The 19,250-nt window shown below is 40.3% G+C and carries 20 protein-coding genes; 17 read left to right on the top strand and 3 right to left on the bottom strand.

The features are described from left to right. The first annotated feature begins 150 nt into the window (after positions 1-150). The 12 genes from ubiG to G9371_RS11555 all read left to right on the top strand — a co-directional run bounded on the left by ubiG (position 151) and on the right by G9371_RS11555 (position 11,069). Positions 151-864, top strand: coding sequence for a bifunctional 2-polyprenyl-6-hydroxyphenol methylase/3-demethylubiquinol 3-O-methyltransferase UbiG (gene ubiG / locus G9371_RS11610; protein WP_000080757.1), 714 nt, complete (start codon positions 151-153; stop codon positions 862-864). Then, the gene (locus tag G9371_RS11605; protein WP_086221555.1) at positions 861-1,562 is read left to right on the top strand and encodes an HAD family hydrolase; all 702 of its coding nucleotides are present in this window, start codon (positions 861-863) and stop codon (positions 1,560-1,562) included. Before ubiG ends, G9371_RS11605 begins: the two co-directional genes overlap by 4 nt. 65 nt (positions 1,563-1,627) lie before the next feature. Continuing rightward, entirely contained in the window at positions 1,628-2,374 is a 747-nt protein-coding gene (locus tag G9371_RS11600; RefSeq protein ID WP_029424620.1) for a YciK family oxidoreductase, read from the top strand. Between the two features lie 217 nt (positions 2,375-2,591). Next, the gene (locus G9371_RS11595; protein WP_000732887.1) at positions 2,592-3,002 is read left to right on the top strand and encodes an RcnB family protein; all 411 of its coding nucleotides are present in this window, start codon (positions 2,592-2,594) and stop codon (positions 3,000-3,002) included. Positions 3,003-3,224: 222 nt separating this feature from the next. Beyond that, positions 3,225-3,545, top strand: coding sequence for an RcnB family protein (locus G9371_RS11590; RefSeq protein WP_000724539.1), 321 nt, complete (start codon positions 3,225-3,227; stop codon positions 3,543-3,545). Between the two features lie 120 nt (positions 3,546-3,665). Further along, on the top strand, positions 3,666-5,021 hold the full coding sequence (argA, locus tag G9371_RS11585) for an amino-acid N-acetyltransferase (RefSeq protein ID WP_001142457.1): 1,356 nt from the start codon (positions 3,666-3,668) through the stop codon (positions 5,019-5,021). Between the two features lie 333 nt (positions 5,022-5,354). Next, on the top strand, positions 5,355-6,323 hold the full coding sequence (locus tag G9371_RS11580; protein WP_001173274.1) for a sulfonate ABC transporter substrate-binding protein: 969 nt from the start codon (positions 5,355-5,357) through the stop codon (positions 6,321-6,323). A gap of 71 nt (positions 6,324-6,394) precedes the next feature. Further along, positions 6,395-7,378 (top strand): sulfonate ABC transporter substrate-binding protein, encoded by a 984-nt coding sequence (locus G9371_RS11575; RefSeq protein WP_029424621.1) that lies wholly within the window; start codon positions 6,395-6,397, stop codon positions 7,376-7,378. Positions 7,379-7,404: 26 nt separating this feature from the next. After that, on the top strand, positions 7,405-8,580 hold the full coding sequence (ssuD, locus tag G9371_RS11570; protein ID WP_000689552.1) for an FMNH2-dependent alkanesulfonate monooxygenase: 1,176 nt from the start codon (positions 7,405-7,407) through the stop codon (positions 8,578-8,580). Further along, a complete protein-coding gene (gene ssuC / locus G9371_RS11565) occupies positions 8,577-9,374 on the top strand; it encodes an aliphatic sulfonate ABC transporter permease SsuC (protein WP_029424622.1) in 798 nt (265 codons plus the stop codon). Before ssuD ends, ssuC begins: the two co-directional genes overlap by 4 nt. A 13-nt stretch (positions 9,375-9,387) precedes the next feature. Further along, positions 9,388-10,188, top strand: a complete 801-nt coding sequence (locus G9371_RS11560) for an ABC transporter ATP-binding protein (RefSeq protein WP_000183288.1) — start codon at positions 9,388-9,390, stop codon at positions 10,186-10,188. Between the two features lie 260 nt (positions 10,189-10,448). Continuing rightward, positions 10,449-11,069, top strand: a complete 621-nt coding sequence (locus G9371_RS11555; RefSeq protein ID WP_001186827.1) for a TetR/AcrR family transcriptional regulator — start codon at positions 10,449-10,451, stop codon at positions 11,067-11,069. 34 nt (positions 11,070-11,103) lie between these two features. Here the strand turns inward: G9371_RS11555 and G9371_RS11550 are convergent, their stop codons facing one another. Then, on the bottom strand, positions 11,104-11,670 hold the full coding sequence (locus G9371_RS11550; protein WP_001090743.1) for a 5'-nucleosidase: 567 nt from the start codon (positions 11,668-11,670) through the stop codon (positions 11,104-11,106). 80 nt (positions 11,671-11,750) lie between these two features. Then, the gene (locus G9371_RS11545) at positions 11,751-12,884 is read right to left on the bottom strand and encodes a TDT family transporter (RefSeq protein ID WP_000828360.1); all 1,134 of its coding nucleotides are present in this window, start codon (positions 12,882-12,884) and stop codon (positions 11,751-11,753) included. Between the two features lie 208 nt (positions 12,885-13,092). Here G9371_RS11545 and ribF point away from each other — a divergent pair, with 208 nt between their 5' ends. From ribF to G9371_RS11520, 5 genes are all read left to right on the top strand, one after another. Then, on the top strand, positions 13,093-14,094 hold the full coding sequence (ribF, locus tag G9371_RS11540; RefSeq protein ID WP_000771825.1) for a bifunctional riboflavin kinase/FAD synthetase: 1,002 nt from the start codon (positions 13,093-13,095) through the stop codon (positions 14,092-14,094). Between the two features lie 61 nt (positions 14,095-14,155). Continuing rightward, positions 14,156-16,993: an isoleucine--tRNA ligase gene (gene ileS, locus G9371_RS11535; protein ID WP_004843746.1), complete on the top strand. Its 2,838-nt coding sequence runs from the start codon at positions 14,156-14,158 to the stop codon at positions 16,991-16,993. Beyond that, positions 16,986-17,516 carry a signal peptidase II gene (gene lspA / locus G9371_RS11530; RefSeq protein ID WP_001133879.1) on the top strand — a complete coding sequence of 177 codons (531 nt, stop codon included), beginning with the start codon at positions 16,986-16,988 and terminating at the stop codon, positions 17,514-17,516. Before ileS ends, lspA begins: the two co-directional genes overlap by 8 nt. A 1-nt stretch (position 17,517) precedes the next feature. Beyond that, positions 17,518-18,000, top strand: coding sequence for an FKBP-type peptidyl-prolyl cis-trans isomerase (locus G9371_RS11525; RefSeq protein WP_000136002.1), 483 nt, complete (start codon positions 17,518-17,520; stop codon positions 17,998-18,000). 133 nt (positions 18,001-18,133) lie between these two features. Further along, on the top strand, positions 18,134-18,676 hold the full coding sequence (locus tag G9371_RS11520) for an NADPH-dependent FMN reductase (RefSeq protein WP_000964176.1): 543 nt from the start codon (positions 18,134-18,136) through the stop codon (positions 18,674-18,676). A gap of 45 nt (positions 18,677-18,721) precedes the next feature. Here G9371_RS11520 and G9371_RS11515 read toward each other — a convergent pair whose 3' ends face one another. Beyond that, positions 18,722-19,072 carry an ankyrin repeat domain-containing protein gene (locus G9371_RS11515; protein WP_005124945.1) on the bottom strand — a complete coding sequence of 117 codons (351 nt, stop codon included), beginning with the start codon at positions 19,070-19,072 and terminating at the stop codon, positions 18,722-18,724. Positions 19,073-19,250: the final 178 nt, after the last annotated feature.

Below are 19,250 nucleotides of genomic sequence, written 5' to 3'. Positions count from 1 at the left end.
CATTAGCTTATGCCCTAAATATAAAACAAATATGCTAAATTCGTTTTGCTTCTGTGAAGTTTTTTATTGGGTTTATCGCTTTTTTCCCAATAATCGCTACACTAACGGCGAACTACATCAAAAAGATAACCCAAGTTTAGAGGTGACACCATGTCGCAATTGAATGTTGATTTACAAGAAATCGCAAAATTTGAAGCACTTGCTGCCAAATGGTGGGATCAACATTCTGAATTTCGCCCACTTCATCAAATCAATCCTTTACGCTTGAACTGGATTGATGAACGTGCAGGTGGCCTTGCCGGTAAAAAAGTACTTGATGTCGGCTGTGGCGGCGGTATTTTGGCTGAAAGCATGGCACGTCGTGGAGCAGATGTACTGGGCATTGATATGGGTGAAGCACCTTTAGCCGTAGGTCGTTTGCATGCTCAACAAGAAAATGTTCAAAATATTGAATATCGTCAAATTCCAGTTGAAGAGTTGGCGCAAGAACAAGCAGGCCAATATGATGTGGTCACTTGTATGGAAATGATGGAACATGTTCCAGACCCGGCATCCATTGTGAAAGCATGTCAGACTTTGGTTAAACCAGGTGGCCATGTGTTCTTCTCGACCATCAACCGTAACCCGAAATCTTATTTATTCGCCATTATTGGTGCTGAATATGTGCTGCGCATGCTGCCAAAAGGTACGCATGATTATCACAAGTTTATTCGCCCATCTGAAATGGCACATGACATTCGTAATGCAGGCTTAACTTTAAAAGAAATGACAGGCTTGCACTACAACCCAATTACGAAGCGTTATTGGTTAGCACCAAATGTTGATGTTAACTATATGGTTCACACAATAAAGACAGGTGCATGATGAAAGCTGTTTTATTTGATTTAGACGGCACTCTCATCGATACGGCTGCCGACTTTATTCGTATTATTCAACAAATGTGCCGTGATGCAAGACGCCCTGTTGTAGAAGCCGATCTTATTCGTACACAAGTGTCTGAAGGTGCCCGTGCCATGGTCAAATTGGTCTACCCAGAGCTGGATGTGACCAATCCAATTTTCTCGGCACATCGACAAAATTTTTTAGATTTGTATGGCAATAATATAGTTGTCGATACTGACCTGTTTGAAGGGATGTATCCACTTTTAGAAGAGTTAGAAGCTCAGCAAATTCCGTGGGGTATTGTCACCAATAAACCACGTGGTTTAAGTGAATCTCTTCTAGAAAAGTTAAACCTGACGGAACGCTGTGCGGTTTTGGTATGTCCTGAAGATGTTTCTAAAACCAAGCCAGACCCGGAACCAATGTATTTGGCTGCAAAGCAGTTAAATATCCCGGCAAATGAAATCATTTATGTGGGGGATCACCCACGTGATATCGATGCTGGCCGCAATGCTGATATGTATACCATCTTGGCAGCTTATGGCTATTTACCTATCGAACATCGGGATGATTTAAACGCTTGGCAAGCCGATTCGATTGTAAATACGGTGACAGAATTACACGAGTTGTTACGTCAAAAGCTTCCTGCTCTACAGGAAAATCAGCGTATGATAAGTTAACACAAGAGTTTTATAAGCTTTTTTAACGGTTACTTATATCAATATAAAAAGAAGGAGGTTTACCAATGAAATATTCAGAATATCAACCTCGTCCGGATCTACTCAAAGATCGAATTATTTTAATCACTGGTGCTGGTGATGGAATTGGGCGAGCTGTGGCCCTCAGTTATGCTTTACATGGTGCAACTGTAGTCTTGCATGGTAGAACCTTAAATAAACTTGAAGTAATTTATGATGAAATTGAAGGTTTAGGCGCACCTCAGCCTGCTATTTTACCCCTCCAGCTTTCGAGTGCTTCCGATCGCGATTATGACTTTTTAGTAAGTACGCTAGAAAAACAATTTGGTCGTCTGGATGGCATTTTGCATAATGCGGGTATTTTGGGTGAGCGAGTAGAACTTGCACATTATCCAGCAGAAGTATGGGATGATGTGATGGCAGTCAATTTACGTGCACCTTTTGCTTTAACCCAAGCTTTATTACCGCTATTACAAAAGTCAGAAAACGCTTCTGTCGTATTTACCAGCTCAGGTGTAGGCCGTGAGGCACGCGCGCTCTGGGGTGCGTATTCTGTCTCGAAAGTCGCGATAGAAGCGGTGAGCAAGATTTTTGCGGCTGAGCATACTTATCCAAATATTCGCTTTAATTGTATTAACCCAGGGGCTACACGTACTGCCATGCGTGCTAAAGCTTATCCTGAAGAAGATCCGAAAACATTACCAACACCTGAGTCCATCATGCCAGCTTATCTTTATTTAATGGGTGAAGATAGCTTAACGCTCAATGGACAAAGTATTGATGCACAGGATTAAATAATTACAGATGAAAAGCTAAAATAATTTATAGCCGATCATCACATCTGGCTTGGCTATACCTGAAAAGATATATACAAGCCTTTTTTATTATTGAGAAAAACGCTGGATTTATCCGTAATTTTAATTGAAGCATTAAATGATCTTCACAGTTTCTCTGCATTTTGCGCGTACAGTATTCAACATGAGAGACATCAGATGTAAACGAGGATGCATCATGAAAAAGTTGTTCACCATCTTAGCCCTTTGCATCACTGTACTGACCACCAGTATGGCAAGCTTTGCTGATCCTCCTTTTGACCGAGGACATGGCCCGAAAGGTCCTAAAGGCGGACCTCGTGGTGAATGGAATGATCGTGGGCATAAATTTGACCGTGACGATAATGGTGATCGTGTTCGCGATGAACGCCGTATGCGTGAGGAACGTGGCTTTGAGCGTCTGAAACAACATCGTTGGCAGCCAGGTTATGTGATGCCACAGCACTATCGTGGTAATGGTTATAAAGTCGACTATAAAGACAATAACTTACCTAAACCGGATCGTAACCAGCAGTGGTACAAAATTAACAATGACTATATTTTAGTCGACACGGACTCTAATAGTATTGTGAGTATTCGCGGTTTCTAAGATAGATAGCTCCTCACTATCGCTTAGTAGGAAAGGATGAAGCTGATCGGCTTTATCCTTTTTTTATTTTTATATCAATATGATATAAAAATTTAAATCTTCTAAATTTCTTCTTATTTCATAGAAAATTTTCACATTTATTATTCTTCGCCTTCACGATTTATCTGTAATTTTTCACTAATCTTCAATTATCGAAATTTAATAGATCATTCGAGGTTTACGATGAAAAAGATAACAACAGCAATTGTTCTTTCAATGAGTGGTTTAATCGCAACAACAGCAATGGCTGCGCCTCACGACCATTATCACCACCAAGGTTATGAGACAAAAACCGTTAAAGTCATTCATAAAGATGACCATGCGAATATCTGGCGTGCAGGCCAAGTCGTACCGCATCAATACCAACATCCACGTTATGTCATTGACTACCGCTCACACCAGAAATTGACTAAGCCAGGTCGTTATCAAAAATGGTATAAGGTGAACGGAAATTATGTACTCGTAAATGAGCAAAGCCATAAAATTATTAAAGTAATTCGTTAAGTTCATAAAACATCTAACACCCAAAGCTAATTTGGGTGTTTTTTTATCTAAAACATGCGGCTTTAATCTTTTTTGTTTAGAATCCTCTTTATATCTTTTTGCTGTTGATTCGAGATCGGTATGCCAACTAAGTCTTTAGAGAAATCACATAATAATACCCAGCATTATGTACATTGGTTCCGACATTCAGCACCCTACATCAATGCGCATCGTGATAAAACTTTTGTTTTAATGTTTGGCGGTGAAGCAGTCCGCGATCCTAATTTCGAACATATTATTCACGATATTGCCTTATTACATTCTCTTGGCATTCGCTTAATCTTAGTGCATGGCGCACGTCCACAAATTAATCACAACCTTAAAGAAAAAGGGATTGAAACCCCTTTTTATGATAACTGCCGTATTACTACACGCGAATCTTTAAGCTGTGTTATGAGTGCTGTAGGATCTATTCGGTTAGAAATCGAAGCATTGTTATCTATGGGTTTAGCTAACTCTCCAATGTATGGCGCTCGAATAGATGTCGTATCAGGTAATTTTGTAACCGCTAAACCTTATGGTATTCGTGAAGGAATGGATTTTCAGCTTACAGGCGAAGTTCGTTCAATAGATACAGACGCGATTGAACGTCATCTTGATAACAATAATATTGTTTTACTTGGCCCAACGGGCTATTCAACCACAGGTGAAGTATTTAATTTAAGAGCTGAAGAAGTTGCAACCAAAACTGCGACTTATTTAAAGGCAGATAAATTAATATTTTTAGGTGAGCAACAAGGTTTACCTAACGAAGATGGGCAATTACTGCGTGAATTAAGCCCACACCAGCTTGATTACTATATTCAACAATACCAAACCACACACCCAACCCTAACCCTACATTTGCAAGAAGCAAAAAAAGCATCTTTATCGGGTGTACATCGTGTCCATCTAATTTCTTATTCTTATGATGGTGCACTTATTGAAGAACTCTTTACGCGTGATGGTGTGGGTACCATGATTACCGATGCGCATTATGAAGAAGTTCGTATGGCGCATATTCAAGATGTCGGCGGCTTAATGAACCTATTACGCCCGTTAGAAGAAGAAGGCATTTTGGTGTATCGCTCACGTGAACGTTTAGAACAAGAAATTAACCAGTTCGCTGTCATTGAACGAGACGGTATGATTTTGGCCTGTGCTGCCCTTTATCCAATTCCGACTGAGTTTAATGAAACACGTTCAGCAGAAATTGCTTGTGTAGCAGTACACCCAAGTTATCGTAAATCGAACCGTGGCAGCCAAATTCTGCAATTTCTCGAAGAAAAGGCCAAACAACAAGGCATTCGTCAATTGTTCGTTTTAACCACCCGTACCGCGCACTGGTTCTTAGAGCACGGTTTCCATCAGGTGAGTGTGGATGACTTACCAAATGCCCGTCAGGCACTTTATAACTATCAAAGAAATTCTTTAGTCTTTAAAAAATTGCTTCCTTAGACTATGCATTTTTTAAGATATTCTTATTTCAGATAAGCTTAGTCTAAAAAGTACAACCATAAAGGTAATTAATGTATGGTTGTACTTTTTTTAAATCTTTAAATTTTATTCTTTTAATAATTTTTACTTTATTTACATATACTTAAATATCTTTTTATAAATATTGTCCTGTTCAATAAATCATTTTTTTGCATAAGTTTATCGCCGAAAGTTTTTAGCTTTTTTTTGCATAAATAAAGACTGAATATTTATTTTTTACGAAATAAAAATCCCTTTAGGGTATCTGCTCATCCAATTATTTTTCTTTTTCTCTTTCGGGGAGCACGAAACCACATGGCACTTTTTAATTCCACTTCATGGGCAAAATATTCAGTCATTGCTGCCAGCCTTGCGGGAGTGATGATGCTAGGTGGTTGTGCCAAAAAAGAGGAGCACACCACGACAACTTTAAATATCGGCTATCAGAAATATGGCATCCTTCCTATTCTAAAAGCACGTGGTGACTTGGAAAAAGCGCTCAAAGATCAAGGCGTACAAGTGAAATGGGTCGAGTTTCCTGCGGGACCTCAATTACTTGAAGGCCTAAATGTAGGAAGTGTTTCGTTAGGCGAAGCAGGCGAAGCACCACCTATTTTTGCTCAAGCAGCCAATCCAAATTTAGTCTATGTCGCAAATCAACCTGCTGCACCAAAAGCAGAAGCGTTATTAGTACAAAAAGATTCTCCAATCCAGTCTATTAAAGACTTAAAAGGAAAACGTGTCGCACTGAATAAAGGTTCGAATGTTCACTACCTTTTATTAAAAGTCTTAGAAGCAAATCACTTGAGCTTAAGTGATATTCAACCTGTTTATTTACCACCATCAGATGCGCGTGCAGCCTTTGAAAAAGGAGCTGTCGACGCATGGGTGATTTGGGATCCGTTCTTTGCAGCAGCTGAACATCAGATTCAGGCCCGCGTTCTGGCAACAGGTGAAAACTTGGTAAGCAATCATCAGTTCTACTTAGCTGATCGTAAATTTGCAGAAAATAATCCAAAAGTTTTGAACGCGGTTGTACAAACGCTAAACCAGACAACTGAATGGGTCAGCACACACCAAGATGAGGCTGCCAAGCTACTCGAAAAACCTACGGCACTTGAATTTGATGTACTCAAAACATCCATTTCACGTATGGGTTTTGGAGTTCAGCCAATATCTGACAAGGTAGCCCAAGAACAACAATATGTAGCTGATGCCTTCTACGCGCAAAAGCTCATTCCCAACAAGCTCACCATTCAAGAAGCCATTTTAAAACTGAAATAAACCCAGCTTGGGCACAGCTTAAATAACGATATAAATGCTGTGCCTTGTGTTAAGGGAACAAGGATATCAATATGCAACATCAGTCATTATTTAATAAGAGTCAGTGGACTCAGTTAGTTAAGCGCTTTAGCGCGGTCGCTGTATTAGGTTTAACAATCGCAGCACCTGCTTGGGCAATTGACCCAACAGTGAAAGAACTTCGTATTGGTTTTCAAAAAAGTTCGATTAACTTCGCGATTGCCAAACAGCAAAAACTATTTGAACAAGAATTTCCAAATGCCAAAATCACTTGGAATGAGTTCCCCGCTGGCCCTCAAATTTTAGAAGCCTTAGCTGTTGGCTCACTCGATGTTGGCGTTACTGGAGACACGCCCCCGGTCTACGCTCAAGCCGCTGGCAAGCCTTTATATTACATTGCTTATGAAGCAGCCAAACCATTGGCCTCAGCAATTTTAGTTCCCAAAAACTCACAACTAAAACAGCTTAAGGACCTAAAAGGTAAACGTATTGCGCTACAGAAAGGTTCTAGCTCACATTACCTACTTGTACAGGCCGTACGTAAAGCAGGCTTAAAATGGAGCGACATTACCCCAATTTGGCTCACACCTGCCGATGCTCGCGCTGCATTCCAAAAAGGAGCCGTTGATGCATGGGCAATATGGGATCCGTACTACGCTTCAGCACAACTAGAAGACCAAGCTCGTGTTCTTGCATCTGGTAAAGGCCTAAGCCCGAACTATACCTTTTACTTAGCCGCTCCAAATTTTGTTAAGCAATATCCAAAAGCTGTTCCAGGACTCATCAAACAGATCAATCAAGCTGACAAATGGGTTCAAATCCATCAAGCAGAAACGGCAAGTGCGATTGGCCAAAGTACAGGCCTAAAACCTGCGACCAGTGACTTATTTATTAAACGCCGTCCACGTCCGTCATCGGCAGCTCCACTTAACAGCAAAGTCATTGCTGAACAACAGCAGCTTGCAGACATCTTTACTCAACAAGGCATCATCCCTAAACCAATCAGCATTAAACAAGCTGTTTGGGGTGCCAAGTAATTTCAATAGATATATAGGTAATGCACATGAAAATTTTCTGGTTTATTCCTACCCACGGTGATAGTCGCTATTTAGGTACAAGTAAAGGCGCTCGTCAGGTTGACCATGCCTATATGAAGCAAATTGCTGTGGCAGTAGATAACTTGGGTTACGAAGGTGTACTTATTCCAACGGGCCGTTCATGTGAAGACCCATGGATTACGGCGGCAAGCCTAATCGATGCAACTCAACACCTTAAGTTTTTAGTTGCGTTACGTCCGGGGGTAACAACACCAGCGTTGGCAGCTCGTATGGCTGCAACATTTGACCGCTTGTCGAATGGTCGTGTTCTACTCAACTTAGTGACTGGTGGTGATGAAGCAGAACTACGTGGGGATGGTTTATATGAAGATCACTCAACGCGTTATCAAACAGCCAATGAATACGTAAAAATCTGGCGTGAAATTTTGACGCGTTCACATACGGGTGAAGCTTTTACATTCCACGGTGAACGCTTACAAGTAGATGATGCAAAGCTACTTTACCCACCTGTACAAAAGCCTTATCCACCTCTTTGGTTCGGTGGTTCTTCAGATGTTGCTGTTGAACTCGCGGCTGAGCAAGTCGACACCTACCTGACTTGGGGTGAACCACCTGCAGCCGTGAAAGAAAAGATCGAACATGTTCGTGCCAAAGCTGAGGCTAAGGGCCGTAAATTAACTTATGGCATTCGTTTGCATGTCATTGTTCGTGAAACCAATGAACAAGCATGGGCAGCAGCTAACGAGCTTATCCAATATCTGGATGATGCAACTATTGCTGCAGCACAGAAAAAATTTGCACAAATGGACTCAGTGGGTCAGCAACGTATGGCTGCTCTACACGGCGGTAATCGAGACAAACTTGAAGTATCTCCAAATCTTTGGGCAGGCATCGGTCTAGTCCGCGGTGGTGCAGGTACAGCACTTGTCGGCGATCCTGAAACCGTTGCTGCACGTATTCAGGAATATGCGGATTTAGGTATCGATACCTTTATTTTCTCAGGCTATCCACACCTTGAAGAGTCAATCCGTTTTGCAGAGTTAGTATTCCCATTATTACCAATCGAGACCCGAGCTAAACTTGCTCAACCAAACTTAACCGGTCCATTCGGTGAAATCATTGCCAACAACTATGTTCCAGACGAGAAGAAACAAAATAGTTCCGTCAAGGAGCCTGCATGAGCAAAGATATAAGTATTGTTTCACGTGGAACGAAGCAAGTCGGGCAGCGTCTGCTGCCTTGGATTTTCCCGATTGTTCTATTGGTTGTCTGGCAAATTGCATCGAGTTCAGGGCTTTTAGAAAATCGTATTCTGCCGGCTCCTACGGCTGTCGTTTCTGCTTTTTGGCATCTACTCATTAGCGGCGAGCTTTGGCAACACGTTAAAGTCAGTGCAGGACGAGCCTTACTCGGACTATTTATTGGTGGTGGTTTAGGTTTGCTATTGGGTCTGCTCAATGGGTCTTCACGTTTCGCCTCTACCCTGCTCGATACAACCTTGCAAATGATTCGTAACATCCCAGCATTAGCACTTATTCCACTGGTTATCTTGTGGTTCGGTATTGATGAAACAGCCAAATTATTTTTGGTGGCGGTCGGAGTCTTCTTCCCTATTTATATCAACACCTATCACGGTATCCGTTCAGTCGATCCACAATTAATTGAGATGGGTAAAAGCTATGGTCTTTCACGTTGGCAGCTTTACAAAGAAATTATTCTACCGGGTGCGATGCCCTCTATTTTAGTTGGTTTACGTTTTGCTTTAGGCCTGGTTTGGGTATTGCTCATTGTAGCTGAGACTATTTCAGCACAAGCAGGTATTGGCTATATGACTATGAATGCCCGAGAATTTTTGCAAACTGATGTGGTTCTGGTCGGTATTCTTCTTTATGCCCTATTAGGCAAATTAGCCGATGTTCTAGCGCAACTTTTGGAACGTTATTTACTACGCTGGCATGCTGGTTATCAAAAATAAAGGAGCTTAAAATATGACAAATCTGAATTTAAATATTAATCAGAATGACGTAGAGCTCATTCCAGAAAATCATCCAGAGACACAAGAACCTGTGGTAGGCGCAGAGATTCTGATTGAACAGCTTTATAAGTTTTATGGTGAAGTTAAAGTTCTTGAAGATCTTAACCTTCATATTCAACCGGGCGAATTTTTAGCTATTGTTGGACGTAGTGGATGCGGTAAAAGTACTTTATTGCGCTTAATTGCCCAACTTGAAAAAGCCAGTTTTGGAGAAATAAAATTTAAATCTGCCCGACATTTGCGTGAAGGTATTACTAACGATGACATACGGGTTATGTTTCAAGACCCACGGTTACTGCCTTGGAGAAATATTCTTCAGAACGTTCAACTTGGGCTACCAAAATCGCAACATGCTTTGGCAGAAGAATTATTAGAGAAAGTAGGTTTAAAAGAAAAAGCGGGACAATGGCCTTCACAGCTCTCAGGTGGTCAACGACAACGTACTGCCCTAGCCCGTGCGTTATCTCATACTCCCCGTATTTTATTGTTAGATGAACCTTTGGGTGCATTAGACGCGTTAACTCGTCTTGAGATGCAAAGCTTGATTGAACGTTTATGGAAAGAGCAAGGTTTTACTGCCATTTTAGTCACACACGATGTAAGTGAAGCAGTGCAACTGGCTGACCGCATTATATTGTTAGATAAAGGTCAGATTGCTCAAAGTTTTCAAGTTAATTTGCCGCGTCCACGGAAAAAGAGCATTACTTTTGCTCAGCTTGAACAACAAGTACTCGATGCCGTTTTAGCCACTTAAGGTTGAGATGAGTAATGAGAACCATTCAACCGAAAAATGCCCAATTAACGAGCAATAAAACTGATGATTTATTGCTCTTTTTTAGGGCGAAGAATAAAAAATATTTTTAAGAATAACAATAAACTAGTGAATCTCTCTATTTTTTGCACAATAGTATATCTATTGCTCAAATAACTATCCGTTTTTTCACTAAAAAAGTGAGACACCTGTGCACAAATCAAACGATTTACCTTACAATGGGAACACTATCTTTTTAATTTATGCAGCAAATGGAACAAAAGAAGAGTACCCAAAAGCGCAATCAGCTTCTTGCTGCCGCCCTTGATGTGTTTTCACTATATGGGTTCAGTGGCGCAAGTCTGGATGAAATTGCCCAACTCGCTGACATGCATAAGTCGAATATTTTCTATTACTATGAAAATAAAGAGTCTTTATATGTGGAAGTGCTGACCACAGTTTTACAAAAATGGCTAGCTCCCTTACAAACCTTAGAAGCTGAGTTAGAACCAGCCGAAGCCTTGTCTCATTATTTAATTCAAAAAATCGAACTTTCTCGTAGCCAACCAAAAGCTTCGCGACTATTTGCTTTAGAAATTATCCAAGGGGCACCGCATATTTTGCCTATACTGAAAGGGCCCTTGAAAAAGCTATTTAAGCGCAAAGCTAAGGTCATTCAAACTTGGCAAGAGCAAGGAAAAATTTCACCGGATATCGACCCGGAACTTTTAATTCTCAATATTTGGGGGCTTACGCAAAACTATGCCGATTTTGCAACTCAAATGGAAATGGTAACCGGGAAAACGCTTCGTAACCGCAGTATGTTCCAGCGCTCGATTGAGCATACGGTACATATGATGCTCTACGGCGTATTACCTCGCTAAAATAAAAAAGATCGGCAAATTTGCCGATCTTTTTTTAGAAATGATTTTGATAAAGTGCTAAAAGCTTTTGTGCACCCAATAATAAGTTTTCTTCCCAATCCAAATGGGCCGTATCATCTGCCCCATCAGTAATATATTTCACCGAAATTAAACGTACACCTAACTTGTGGCAAACTTTTGCTAACGCATAGCCTTCCATATCGACCACATCACAAGCGACCTTCGGCTGACCCGTTTCAAATGAGTCCCCTGTCCCACAAATTCCTTTTGGTAAATCCGCAAAATGCGTTTGGAGATGAATTTCAGCCGCCAAGTGATCATCTAACGGCGTTACCCCGACTTCAAATCCTAAAGGTGAAACGTCCATATCACGTTGTACAAAAGTTTTTATTTCTACTAAATCGTGCCGATTAAAAGATGAACTTCCTGCTGTACCTAAGTTAATTAAAGTTTTACAGCCTGTTTTTTGAATAACTTCAAACGCTTTAAAAGCAGCATTGATCTTACCAATACCACTGTAATGGACTTCGATACCTGCTTGCTCGAATAAACCTTTAGACTCGTTGGGAAGTGCCATAATTAAAGCGGTATCTGTGTTCATTCAAAAAGCTCAAATCAGAATTAACAAAATTAGAAAGTAAGTATAAATCAGGTGCAAAAGCTTTTTGCACCTTTTCCCCTTTACTGCATTCTTTGTTGTAAAGCCACTAAACATGGAGAGAAGAATAGCTTGCCACTGTATGCTCCGGCTAAGGTTTTCTTCATTACCACGCTCCACATCACTAATAATAAAATACTGAATGCTACAGCGACATATTGTAAAAATACAACTTCAATCTGATGACCTAAATTAAATAAAGCCAAAATAAACACACCAAATGGGAAGGTTAAACCCCACCAACCCAAGTTAAATGGAATACCTGTCTTTGCATGACGAAGTGTTGTTAAAATCGCAAGGCCAAGCCACCATAACCCAAAGCCTAAAAGTACCAGACTACCCACAACGCCCAAGGCTTTAAATACATGGGCCAACTCAGGAAAGCCAACATTTACAAATACTCTTTGTGCCTGCTCACCTAGCAACAATAGACCTAAAGCACCTGTCCCAATCGGACCTAAAGAAAGCCAGCTAGAAATCGCGACTTCTTTTTCTGGTAACTGATGCAAAGCCATACGCAACATTAAAATCGTTAAAATGGCAAATGCAGGTAAAACAGAGATTCCCCAAAGTACGTAACCCGCTAACAATAAATGAAAGCTATGCACATCTGCTGGTAAATGTGCAACCAACATGCCCGCAGAACTTGCTGCGACTTCACATGCAACCACCGGTAAAAGCCAAATTGCAGTCATGGTATGTAGTTGATGATTCTGACGGCTAAACATACAAAATGGTACGATCCACGCAATAGCCAGTGCTAAAAAGACGTCGATATACCATAAAGCTTGGGCGATATGAACTGCCACTTCGCCGTAAAGCCCGATTCCGAAGCTTAAAAAGCCATTTAGTATGGTTGCAAGCCCCATCGGTATAGCACCTAAAAACAAGCTCATATTTGGATGATTAAATATTTGCTTCGCTTCATGAGGGAAAAGAAACCACCGCAATAAATAGAGAACTGAAAAAACACTAAATAGAACAATATTAAATTGCCATAACAGCGTAGCCAGCATAAATAAAAATGATTTGGCAAATGGAAGCTGAATTAAAATCATACTGACCACGCCAGTACCCATAGTTGCTGTAAACCAATTTGGGGTAAAATGCCGTATAACATCTTTACTTTGATTTAATTGGTAAAAGGGTCTTTTCATCTTAAGTCTCTAATCAAAGAGTGGATGAGGCTATAGTAGGATAAATTAATAATAAGAAAAATTGATTTATTTTTATTTAATTCATCAATTTTTTAGATATAAAAAGTATTCGTATTGAAAAATACCTGAGTAAAAACACAACAACAAGACGAATCTGTGAGATTATGGCAATATATAGCCCTTGCAAAAATAGCCATATTTTAAGTTCATGAAACTGCTTCGTCTTAATGCGTTATCGCCCAATTTCCAGTTACCACAAACAGCGGTAACTATTGGTAATTTTGATGGTGTCCATTTAGGTCACCAAGCGATGATTGCTCAACTCAAAAAAATTGCTGCAGCACAAGGCTTAAAAACATTGGTCATGATTTTTGAGCCCCAACCGCTTGAGTTCTTTAAAGGCTACGATGCCCCACCTCGTATTAATTCATTACGGGAAAAAGTTGAATATCTAGCTGAACTTGGGGTGGATTACATCGCGGTTGCCAAGTTTGACCAGCATTTCCGTAGCATGAGTGCTTCTGAGTTTGCAGATCTATTAAAAGACAAATTAAATGCTCAAGCTTTGGTTTTAGGAGATGACTTTCATTTCGGCAAAGACCGTCAAGGCAATAGCGAATTTTTAAAGAATTACGGCTTTCAAGTCACAAATTTACATACGATTGAACTCGAAGGTGAACGCGTCAGTTCAACCCGTATTCGCCAAGTGCTTCAAGTGGGTAATCTCGCTTTAGCAGCTAAATTATTAGGCCGTCCGTACAGTATTACCGGTCGTGTTCAATATGGTGACCAAATTGGACGAACTTTAGATTTCCCAACGATTAATGTTCGTCTCAACCGTCATAAGCCTTGTTTAAATGGTATTTATGGCGTTGAAGTCATTTGCGAAACAACTTCGCTAACTCAAAAAGTGCTTCAGGATAATCCTGAAAAGCCCGGAATTGCCGGATATCATGAAAACAGCCTCTATGGTGCAGGTCATGTCGGTACACGTCCAGCCATTCAGCAAGAACATCCAGAGTGGAGATTAGAAGTACATTTCCCTGATGTTTCTGCTAATCTGTATGGCTTATTTATGCGGGTGACTTTTCTTCACTATCTTCATGGTGAATTGAACTACCCTTCGCTTGAAGCACTTAAGGCAGGAATTGATAATGACGTGCAGCAATTACGACAATATCGTAACGACACGACACAATTTCCTTTTTAATTCGAATTTTGATTGTAAAACATGTCGGCTCCCAAGCTGATTAAACTGGAAGACAACTTGCATGAGCGATAAGCAAACTACTGAAAATGCAGTGGACTACAAAGCCACGCTAAACCTGCCGGATACTCAATTTGCAATGAAAGCAAATTTGGCAGTACGTGAAGTGAAATGGTTAGAAGAGTGGTATACCGACAACATTTATCAGCAGATTCGTGCATCGCGTATTGGCAAGAAAAAATATATTTTGCATGATGGCCCTCCATATGCGAACGGTACAATTCACTTGGGCCATGCGGTTAACAAAGTACTTAAGGACATCATCGTAAAAAGCCGTACTTTGGCAGGTTTCGATGCGCCATATGTACCAGGTTGGGACTGTCATGGTTTGCCAATCGAACTAAAAGTTGAAGAAAAAGTAGGTAAAGTTGGTGAAAAAGTTGATGCAGCCACTTTCCGTAAACACTGCCGTGAATATGCGCTAAAGCAAATTGATTTACAGCGTACTGACTTTAAACGTCTTGGTATTTTAGGGGACTGGGATAATCCTTACCTCACCATGAACTACAAACAAGAAGCCGATATCGTTCGTGCTTTAGGTTTAATCCAAAAAAATGGCCATATCCAGCCGGGCTTAAAGCCAGTGAACTGGTGTATGGACTGTGGCTCAGCACTTGCTGAAGCTGAAGTTGAATACGAAGATAAAAAATCAGACGCAATTGACGTTGGTTTTGGCGTTGTAGATTTAAAAGATTTAAGCGCTCGTGTAAATGTAGAAGTTCAAGATCCAACGGATATCGTGATCTGGACCACTACTCCTTGGACATTACCCGCGAACCAAGCAGTTGCATTGCATGCCGAAATTGAATATCAATTGGTACAAGTGACTACTGAACGTGGTAAGCAAAACTTTATTCTTGCTAAAGACTTAGTTGCTTCTGCAATTGAGCGTTACAAGCTTGAAAACCCAGTTGTTTTAGCTGACTTTACTGGTTCAGCTCTTGAGAACCTTACCCTACAACATCCTTTACTAACCGATCGTCAAGTTCCGGTTATTTTAGGTGAACACGTTATCGCAACAAGCGGTACAGGTGCTGTACACACTGCTCCTGGCCACGGTGCAGATGACTATAAAGTAGGTCTTCAATACAACCTTAAAGTTGAAAACCCAGTGGGTGGTAACGGTGTTTACTTACCAACCGCACCAATCTTTGCTGGCGAGCACATCTATAAAGCCAATCCAAAGATTATTGAAGCTTTAGGTGCTGTAGGTCGCTTATGGGCTCATCAACCGATTAAACACAGCTACCCACACTGCTGGCGTCATAAGACTCCGATTATTTTCCGTGCTACACCACAATGGTTTATCAGCATGGATCAAAAAGGTTTACGTGACGGTGCGCTTAATGCCATTGAAAACGATATCGAGTTTGTACCGAACTGGGGTAAAAACCGTATTGAATCAATGATCGAAGGCCGTCCGGACTGGTGTATCTCACGTCAACGTACTTGGGGTGTACCAATTCCTTTCTTCGTTCATAAAGATACGAACGAATTGCACCCTCGTACGCCTGAGCTCATCGAAGAAGTTGCCAAACTTATCGAGAAAGAAGGTATTGATGCATGGTTTAACCGTGATGCGAAAGACTTCATTGGTGAAGATGCTGAACAGTACAATGCTGTTCGCGATACACTTGATGTATGGTTTGACTCTGGTACAACGCATTACGCTGTACTTGAGCAACGCGACGAATTAGAAAGTCCTGCTGACTTATATTTAGAAGGTTCAGACCAACACCGTGGTTGGTTCCAATCTTCTTTATTAACGTCTATGGCAATTCACAATCGTGCGCCATACAAAGCCTTGTTAACACATGGTTTCACAGTGGATGAAAATGGCCGTAAATTGTCGAAATCTTTAGGCAACTATATTCCGCTTGAAGAAATCATCAAACACCTTGGTGCCGATGGTTTACGTTTATATGTAGCATCTAGCGACTATCGCTATGAAATTGCAGCATCGAAAGAAATCTTTAGCCGTGTAAGTGATAGCTACCGTCGTATTCGTAATACGCTACGCTTCTTACTTGCAAACTTAAATGGTTTCAAACCAAGTACTGATGCTCTGGCAGTAGATGACCTTATTGCCCTCGATCAATACATCTTGCAACGTGCGAATGAAGTACAACAAACTATTATCGCGGCCTATGAAGAAATGAACTTCCATGTCGTGTGTAGTGCATTAACAAGCTTCTGTATTAATGACTTAGGTGGCTTCTACCTAGACATTATCAAAGACCGTCAATACACCACTAAGGCTGACTCACAAGCACGTCGTTCCGCACAAACAGCGCTTTACCATATCGTACAAGCATTTGTTCGCTGGATGAGCCCTATTCTTAGCTTCACAGCTCAAGAAGCTTGGCCACTTATCCCAGAACAAACTGAGAAGTATGTATTTACAGCTGAATGGTATGACCTACCTGTTTCATCAAAAGCAAACTTGCTTTCTGAAGCAGATTGGCAAACATTGATTAGCGTAAAATCTGCAGTAAATAAACAGATTGAAGCAGCTCGTAACGCTAAACTTGTCGGTAGTAATCTTTCAGCCAAAGTTGAACTTTGGGCAAATGAATCATTACAAACAGTTTTAAACCAACTGGCTGATGAACTCCGTTTTGTTCTTATTACTTCGCAAGTAGTAGTACATCCATTTGCTGAACAAGGTGAAGCAACTGAAATGGAAGGCTTACGTGTACAAGTATCTGCAGCTGAAGGTGAAAAATGTGCACGTTGCTGGCATGTCCTTCCGGATGTAAATACACATGCCGATCATCCTGGTTTATGTGGTCGTTGTATTGTGAACGTCACTGGTCGTGGCGAAGTGAGAAAATATGCCTAATTCACAAGCTAAAAAAGGCTTATTCCAGTTTTATCCTCACAACCTCATTTGGCTTGGACTTTCTGTCCTTGCCATTGTGTTGGATCAATGGACAAAATGGATTGCAAGTACACATCTGAACTACGCAGATCCTGTACCTGTACTTCCATTTTTAAACTGGACACTATTACATAATTATGGTGCAGCTTTTAGCTTTTTATCTGATGCTGGAGGATGGCAACGCTATTTCTTCACATCTTTGGCAGGCTTAGTTTCAATACTTTTTGTATTTTGGTTGCTACGTATGCCTAAAAAAATGGTGGTGCTGCCTGTAGCTATCGCTTTAATTTTAGGTGGAGCACTTGGTAATCTAATTGACCGTATTACTTTAGGGTATGTGGTCGATTTTATTCATGTTTATTACCAAAATCATCACTTTCCAGCTTTTAATATTGCGGACAGTGCCATTACTCTAGGTACCATTTTGCTACTCATTGATACATTCTTCCTTGAGAAGCAAAGACCTAAAAATTCGGATGCATAATATGACCGAAATTATTCAACCTAATGAAGAAATTCGTATTACTGACGGTTCTAAAGTTGACCTACACTTTTCTGTTGCTATTGAAAATGGTGTAGAAATTGACAATACACGTAGCCGTGAAGAACCTGTTAGCTTAACTATTGGCGACGGTAACTTGTTACCAGGCTTTGAGAAAGCGCTTCTTGGCTTACGTGCAGGCGATCGACGTACAGTACATCTACCACCAGAAGATGCTTTTGGTCCGTGGAATCCTGAAAATATACAAACTTTTGATACGGTTAAATTCGAACAACGACCTATTCCTGGTCATATGATTGAATTTGAAGATAAAGCAAAAGCAACTTTATTTGGTGTTGTGAAGTCAGTAAATGATGATATTACTGAAATTGATTTCAACCATCCTCTAGCCGGCAAGAATATTACTTTTGAAGTAGAGATATTTAAAGTGACTCCAGCTGGTCAGCAAGGCATTAAGATCATGTAAAAAAAGCCCTCGATTGAGGGCTTTTTTATTATTTAACTTTTATTGATGACATAAGAATCCTTACAAATTCTATATTCTCACGCACCTATATAATGAATTAAGTTATAAAGATAAAAATCCTTAGGAAAAACATATGCTGGTCTATATTATCGTCGGAAGTGTTCGCGAAGGGCGCACAGCTATTAAAATTGCCAATTGGTTAGAAACAACAATACCCTCATTTAATCTAAAAGATTTTCAAACAGAAGTAATTGATTTAAAAGAATGGAATCTACCCTTATTTTCAGGTTCTCACCCACCTGCTACAGGTATTTATGATCAACCTAAACAACAAGAATGGGCTGATAAAATTGCCCAAGCTGATGCATTTATCTTTATTAGCCCAGAATATAACCACGGTTATAGCCCAGCTTTAAAAAATGCAATAGACTATGTTGGTAAGGAATGGAGCGGTAAACCAGCAGCATTTATAGGTTATGGCTCAACAAATGGTTCTCGTTCTATTAGCCAAATACGCCAAGTCACTTCAAGTTTAAGTATTGTTGACCCCAATGCTGTAATAGAAATTCGGGATATATTTAAGCGTAATAAAGATGAAAAATTCGAAGCCAATGAATTTGAAGTAAAAGGACTTCAATCAATTGTTGAGAAACTACAGAAATATCATTTGTCTTAAATTGAACAAAAAGCCTCCTTTCTAAATAAAAGGGGCTTTTTAATTTTATAAACTTTTTAAATAATTCACTATGTCAGTATTACCCGCCATTTCTGCAAGCTGTAGTGCTGTATATTCGCTTTTATAAGGGACATGCGCCCCTTTTTCAACTAATAGCTTCACTATATCTAAATGATCATTCTCAGCCGCTGCTTGCAAAGCACTATACCCTTCATCATCAGTCTGATTAGGGTCTTCTCCATCTATTAATAATTGTTTTACTTGCTCTAGATCACCTAAAGATGCCCAATAAATCAGTTCTGGAAGAGAGAGTTCTTCATCGTCTTCAGGTATGGGAGAGAAAGAATTAATTTTCACGGGGACACCAAAAATAAAAAACCTCCTCATTATATCCATAGTATCGAGTAAGCATCCAAAAATGATTTGTAGTTCTATATTTAAATAATTCTTTATTGATTGATTTCTCATATAAAAAAACACCCCAACCTCTTTTGAGATTGGGGTGTTTAGAATAATGAGCTGGCGATGACTTACTCTCACATGGGTAATCCCACACTACCATCAGCGCTAAGAG

Origin of the sequence: Acinetobacter sp. EKM10A, assembly GCF_011075215.1 — a bacterium.
GTDB lineage: Bacteria > Pseudomonadota > Gammaproteobacteria > Pseudomonadales > Moraxellaceae > Acinetobacter > Acinetobacter baumannii.
The sequence above is the reverse complement of the archived record's forward strand: the minus strand, read 5'-3'. Positions and strand labels throughout refer to the sequence as shown.

What these genes read in the sequence shown, in the direction of transcription:
- ubiG (WP_000080757.1), top strand. Translation starts at nt 151, where the DNA reads ATGTCGCAATTGAATGTTGATTTACAAGAAATCGCAAAATTTGAAGCA.
- G9371_RS11605 (WP_086221555.1), top strand. Translation starts at nt 861, where the DNA reads ATGATGAAAGCTGTTTTATTTGATTTAGACGGCACTCTCATCGATACG.
- G9371_RS11600 (WP_029424620.1), top strand. Translation starts at nt 1,628, where the DNA reads ATGAAATATTCAGAATATCAACCTCGTCCGGATCTACTCAAAGATCGA.
- G9371_RS11595 (WP_000732887.1), top strand. Translation starts at nt 2,592, where the DNA reads ATGAAAAAGTTGTTCACCATCTTAGCCCTTTGCATCACTGTACTGACC.
- G9371_RS11590 (WP_000724539.1), top strand. Translation starts at nt 3,225, where the DNA reads ATGAAAAAGATAACAACAGCAATTGTTCTTTCAATGAGTGGTTTAATC.
- argA (WP_001142457.1), top strand. Translation starts at nt 3,666, where the DNA reads ATGCCAACTAAGTCTTTAGAGAAATCACATAATAATACCCAGCATTAT.
- G9371_RS11580 (WP_001173274.1), top strand. Translation starts at nt 5,355, where the DNA reads ATGGCACTTTTTAATTCCACTTCATGGGCAAAATATTCAGTCATTGCT.
- G9371_RS11575 (WP_029424621.1), top strand. Translation starts at nt 6,395, where the DNA reads ATGCAACATCAGTCATTATTTAATAAGAGTCAGTGGACTCAGTTAGTT.
- ssuD (WP_000689552.1), top strand. Translation starts at nt 7,405, where the DNA reads ATGAAAATTTTCTGGTTTATTCCTACCCACGGTGATAGTCGCTATTTA.
- ssuC (WP_029424622.1), top strand. Translation starts at nt 8,577, where the DNA reads ATGAGCAAAGATATAAGTATTGTTTCACGTGGAACGAAGCAAGTCGGG.
- G9371_RS11560 (WP_000183288.1), top strand. Translation starts at nt 9,388, where the DNA reads ATGACAAATCTGAATTTAAATATTAATCAGAATGACGTAGAGCTCATT.
- G9371_RS11555 (WP_001186827.1), top strand. Translation starts at nt 10,449, where the DNA reads ATGCAGCAAATGGAACAAAAGAAGAGTACCCAAAAGCGCAATCAGCTT.
- G9371_RS11550 (WP_001090743.1), bottom strand. Translation starts at nt 11,670, where the DNA reads ATGAACACAGATACCGCTTTAATTATGGCACTTCCCAACGAGTCTAAA.
- G9371_RS11545 (WP_000828360.1), bottom strand. Translation starts at nt 12,884, where the DNA reads ATGAAAAGACCCTTTTACCAATTAAATCAAAGTAAAGATGTTATACGG.
- ribF (WP_000771825.1), top strand. Translation starts at nt 13,093, where the DNA reads ATGAAACTGCTTCGTCTTAATGCGTTATCGCCCAATTTCCAGTTACCA.
- ileS (WP_004843746.1), top strand. Translation starts at nt 14,156, where the DNA reads ATGAGCGATAAGCAAACTACTGAAAATGCAGTGGACTACAAAGCCACG.
- lspA (WP_001133879.1), top strand. Translation starts at nt 16,986, where the DNA reads ATGCCTAATTCACAAGCTAAAAAAGGCTTATTCCAGTTTTATCCTCAC.
- G9371_RS11525 (WP_000136002.1), top strand. Translation starts at nt 17,518, where the DNA reads ATGACCGAAATTATTCAACCTAATGAAGAAATTCGTATTACTGACGGT.
- G9371_RS11520 (WP_000964176.1), top strand. Translation starts at nt 18,134, where the DNA reads ATGCTGGTCTATATTATCGTCGGAAGTGTTCGCGAAGGGCGCACAGCT.
- G9371_RS11515 (WP_005124945.1), bottom strand. Translation starts at nt 19,072, where the DNA reads ATGGATATAATGAGGAGGTTTTTTATTTTTGGTGTCCCCGTGAAAATT.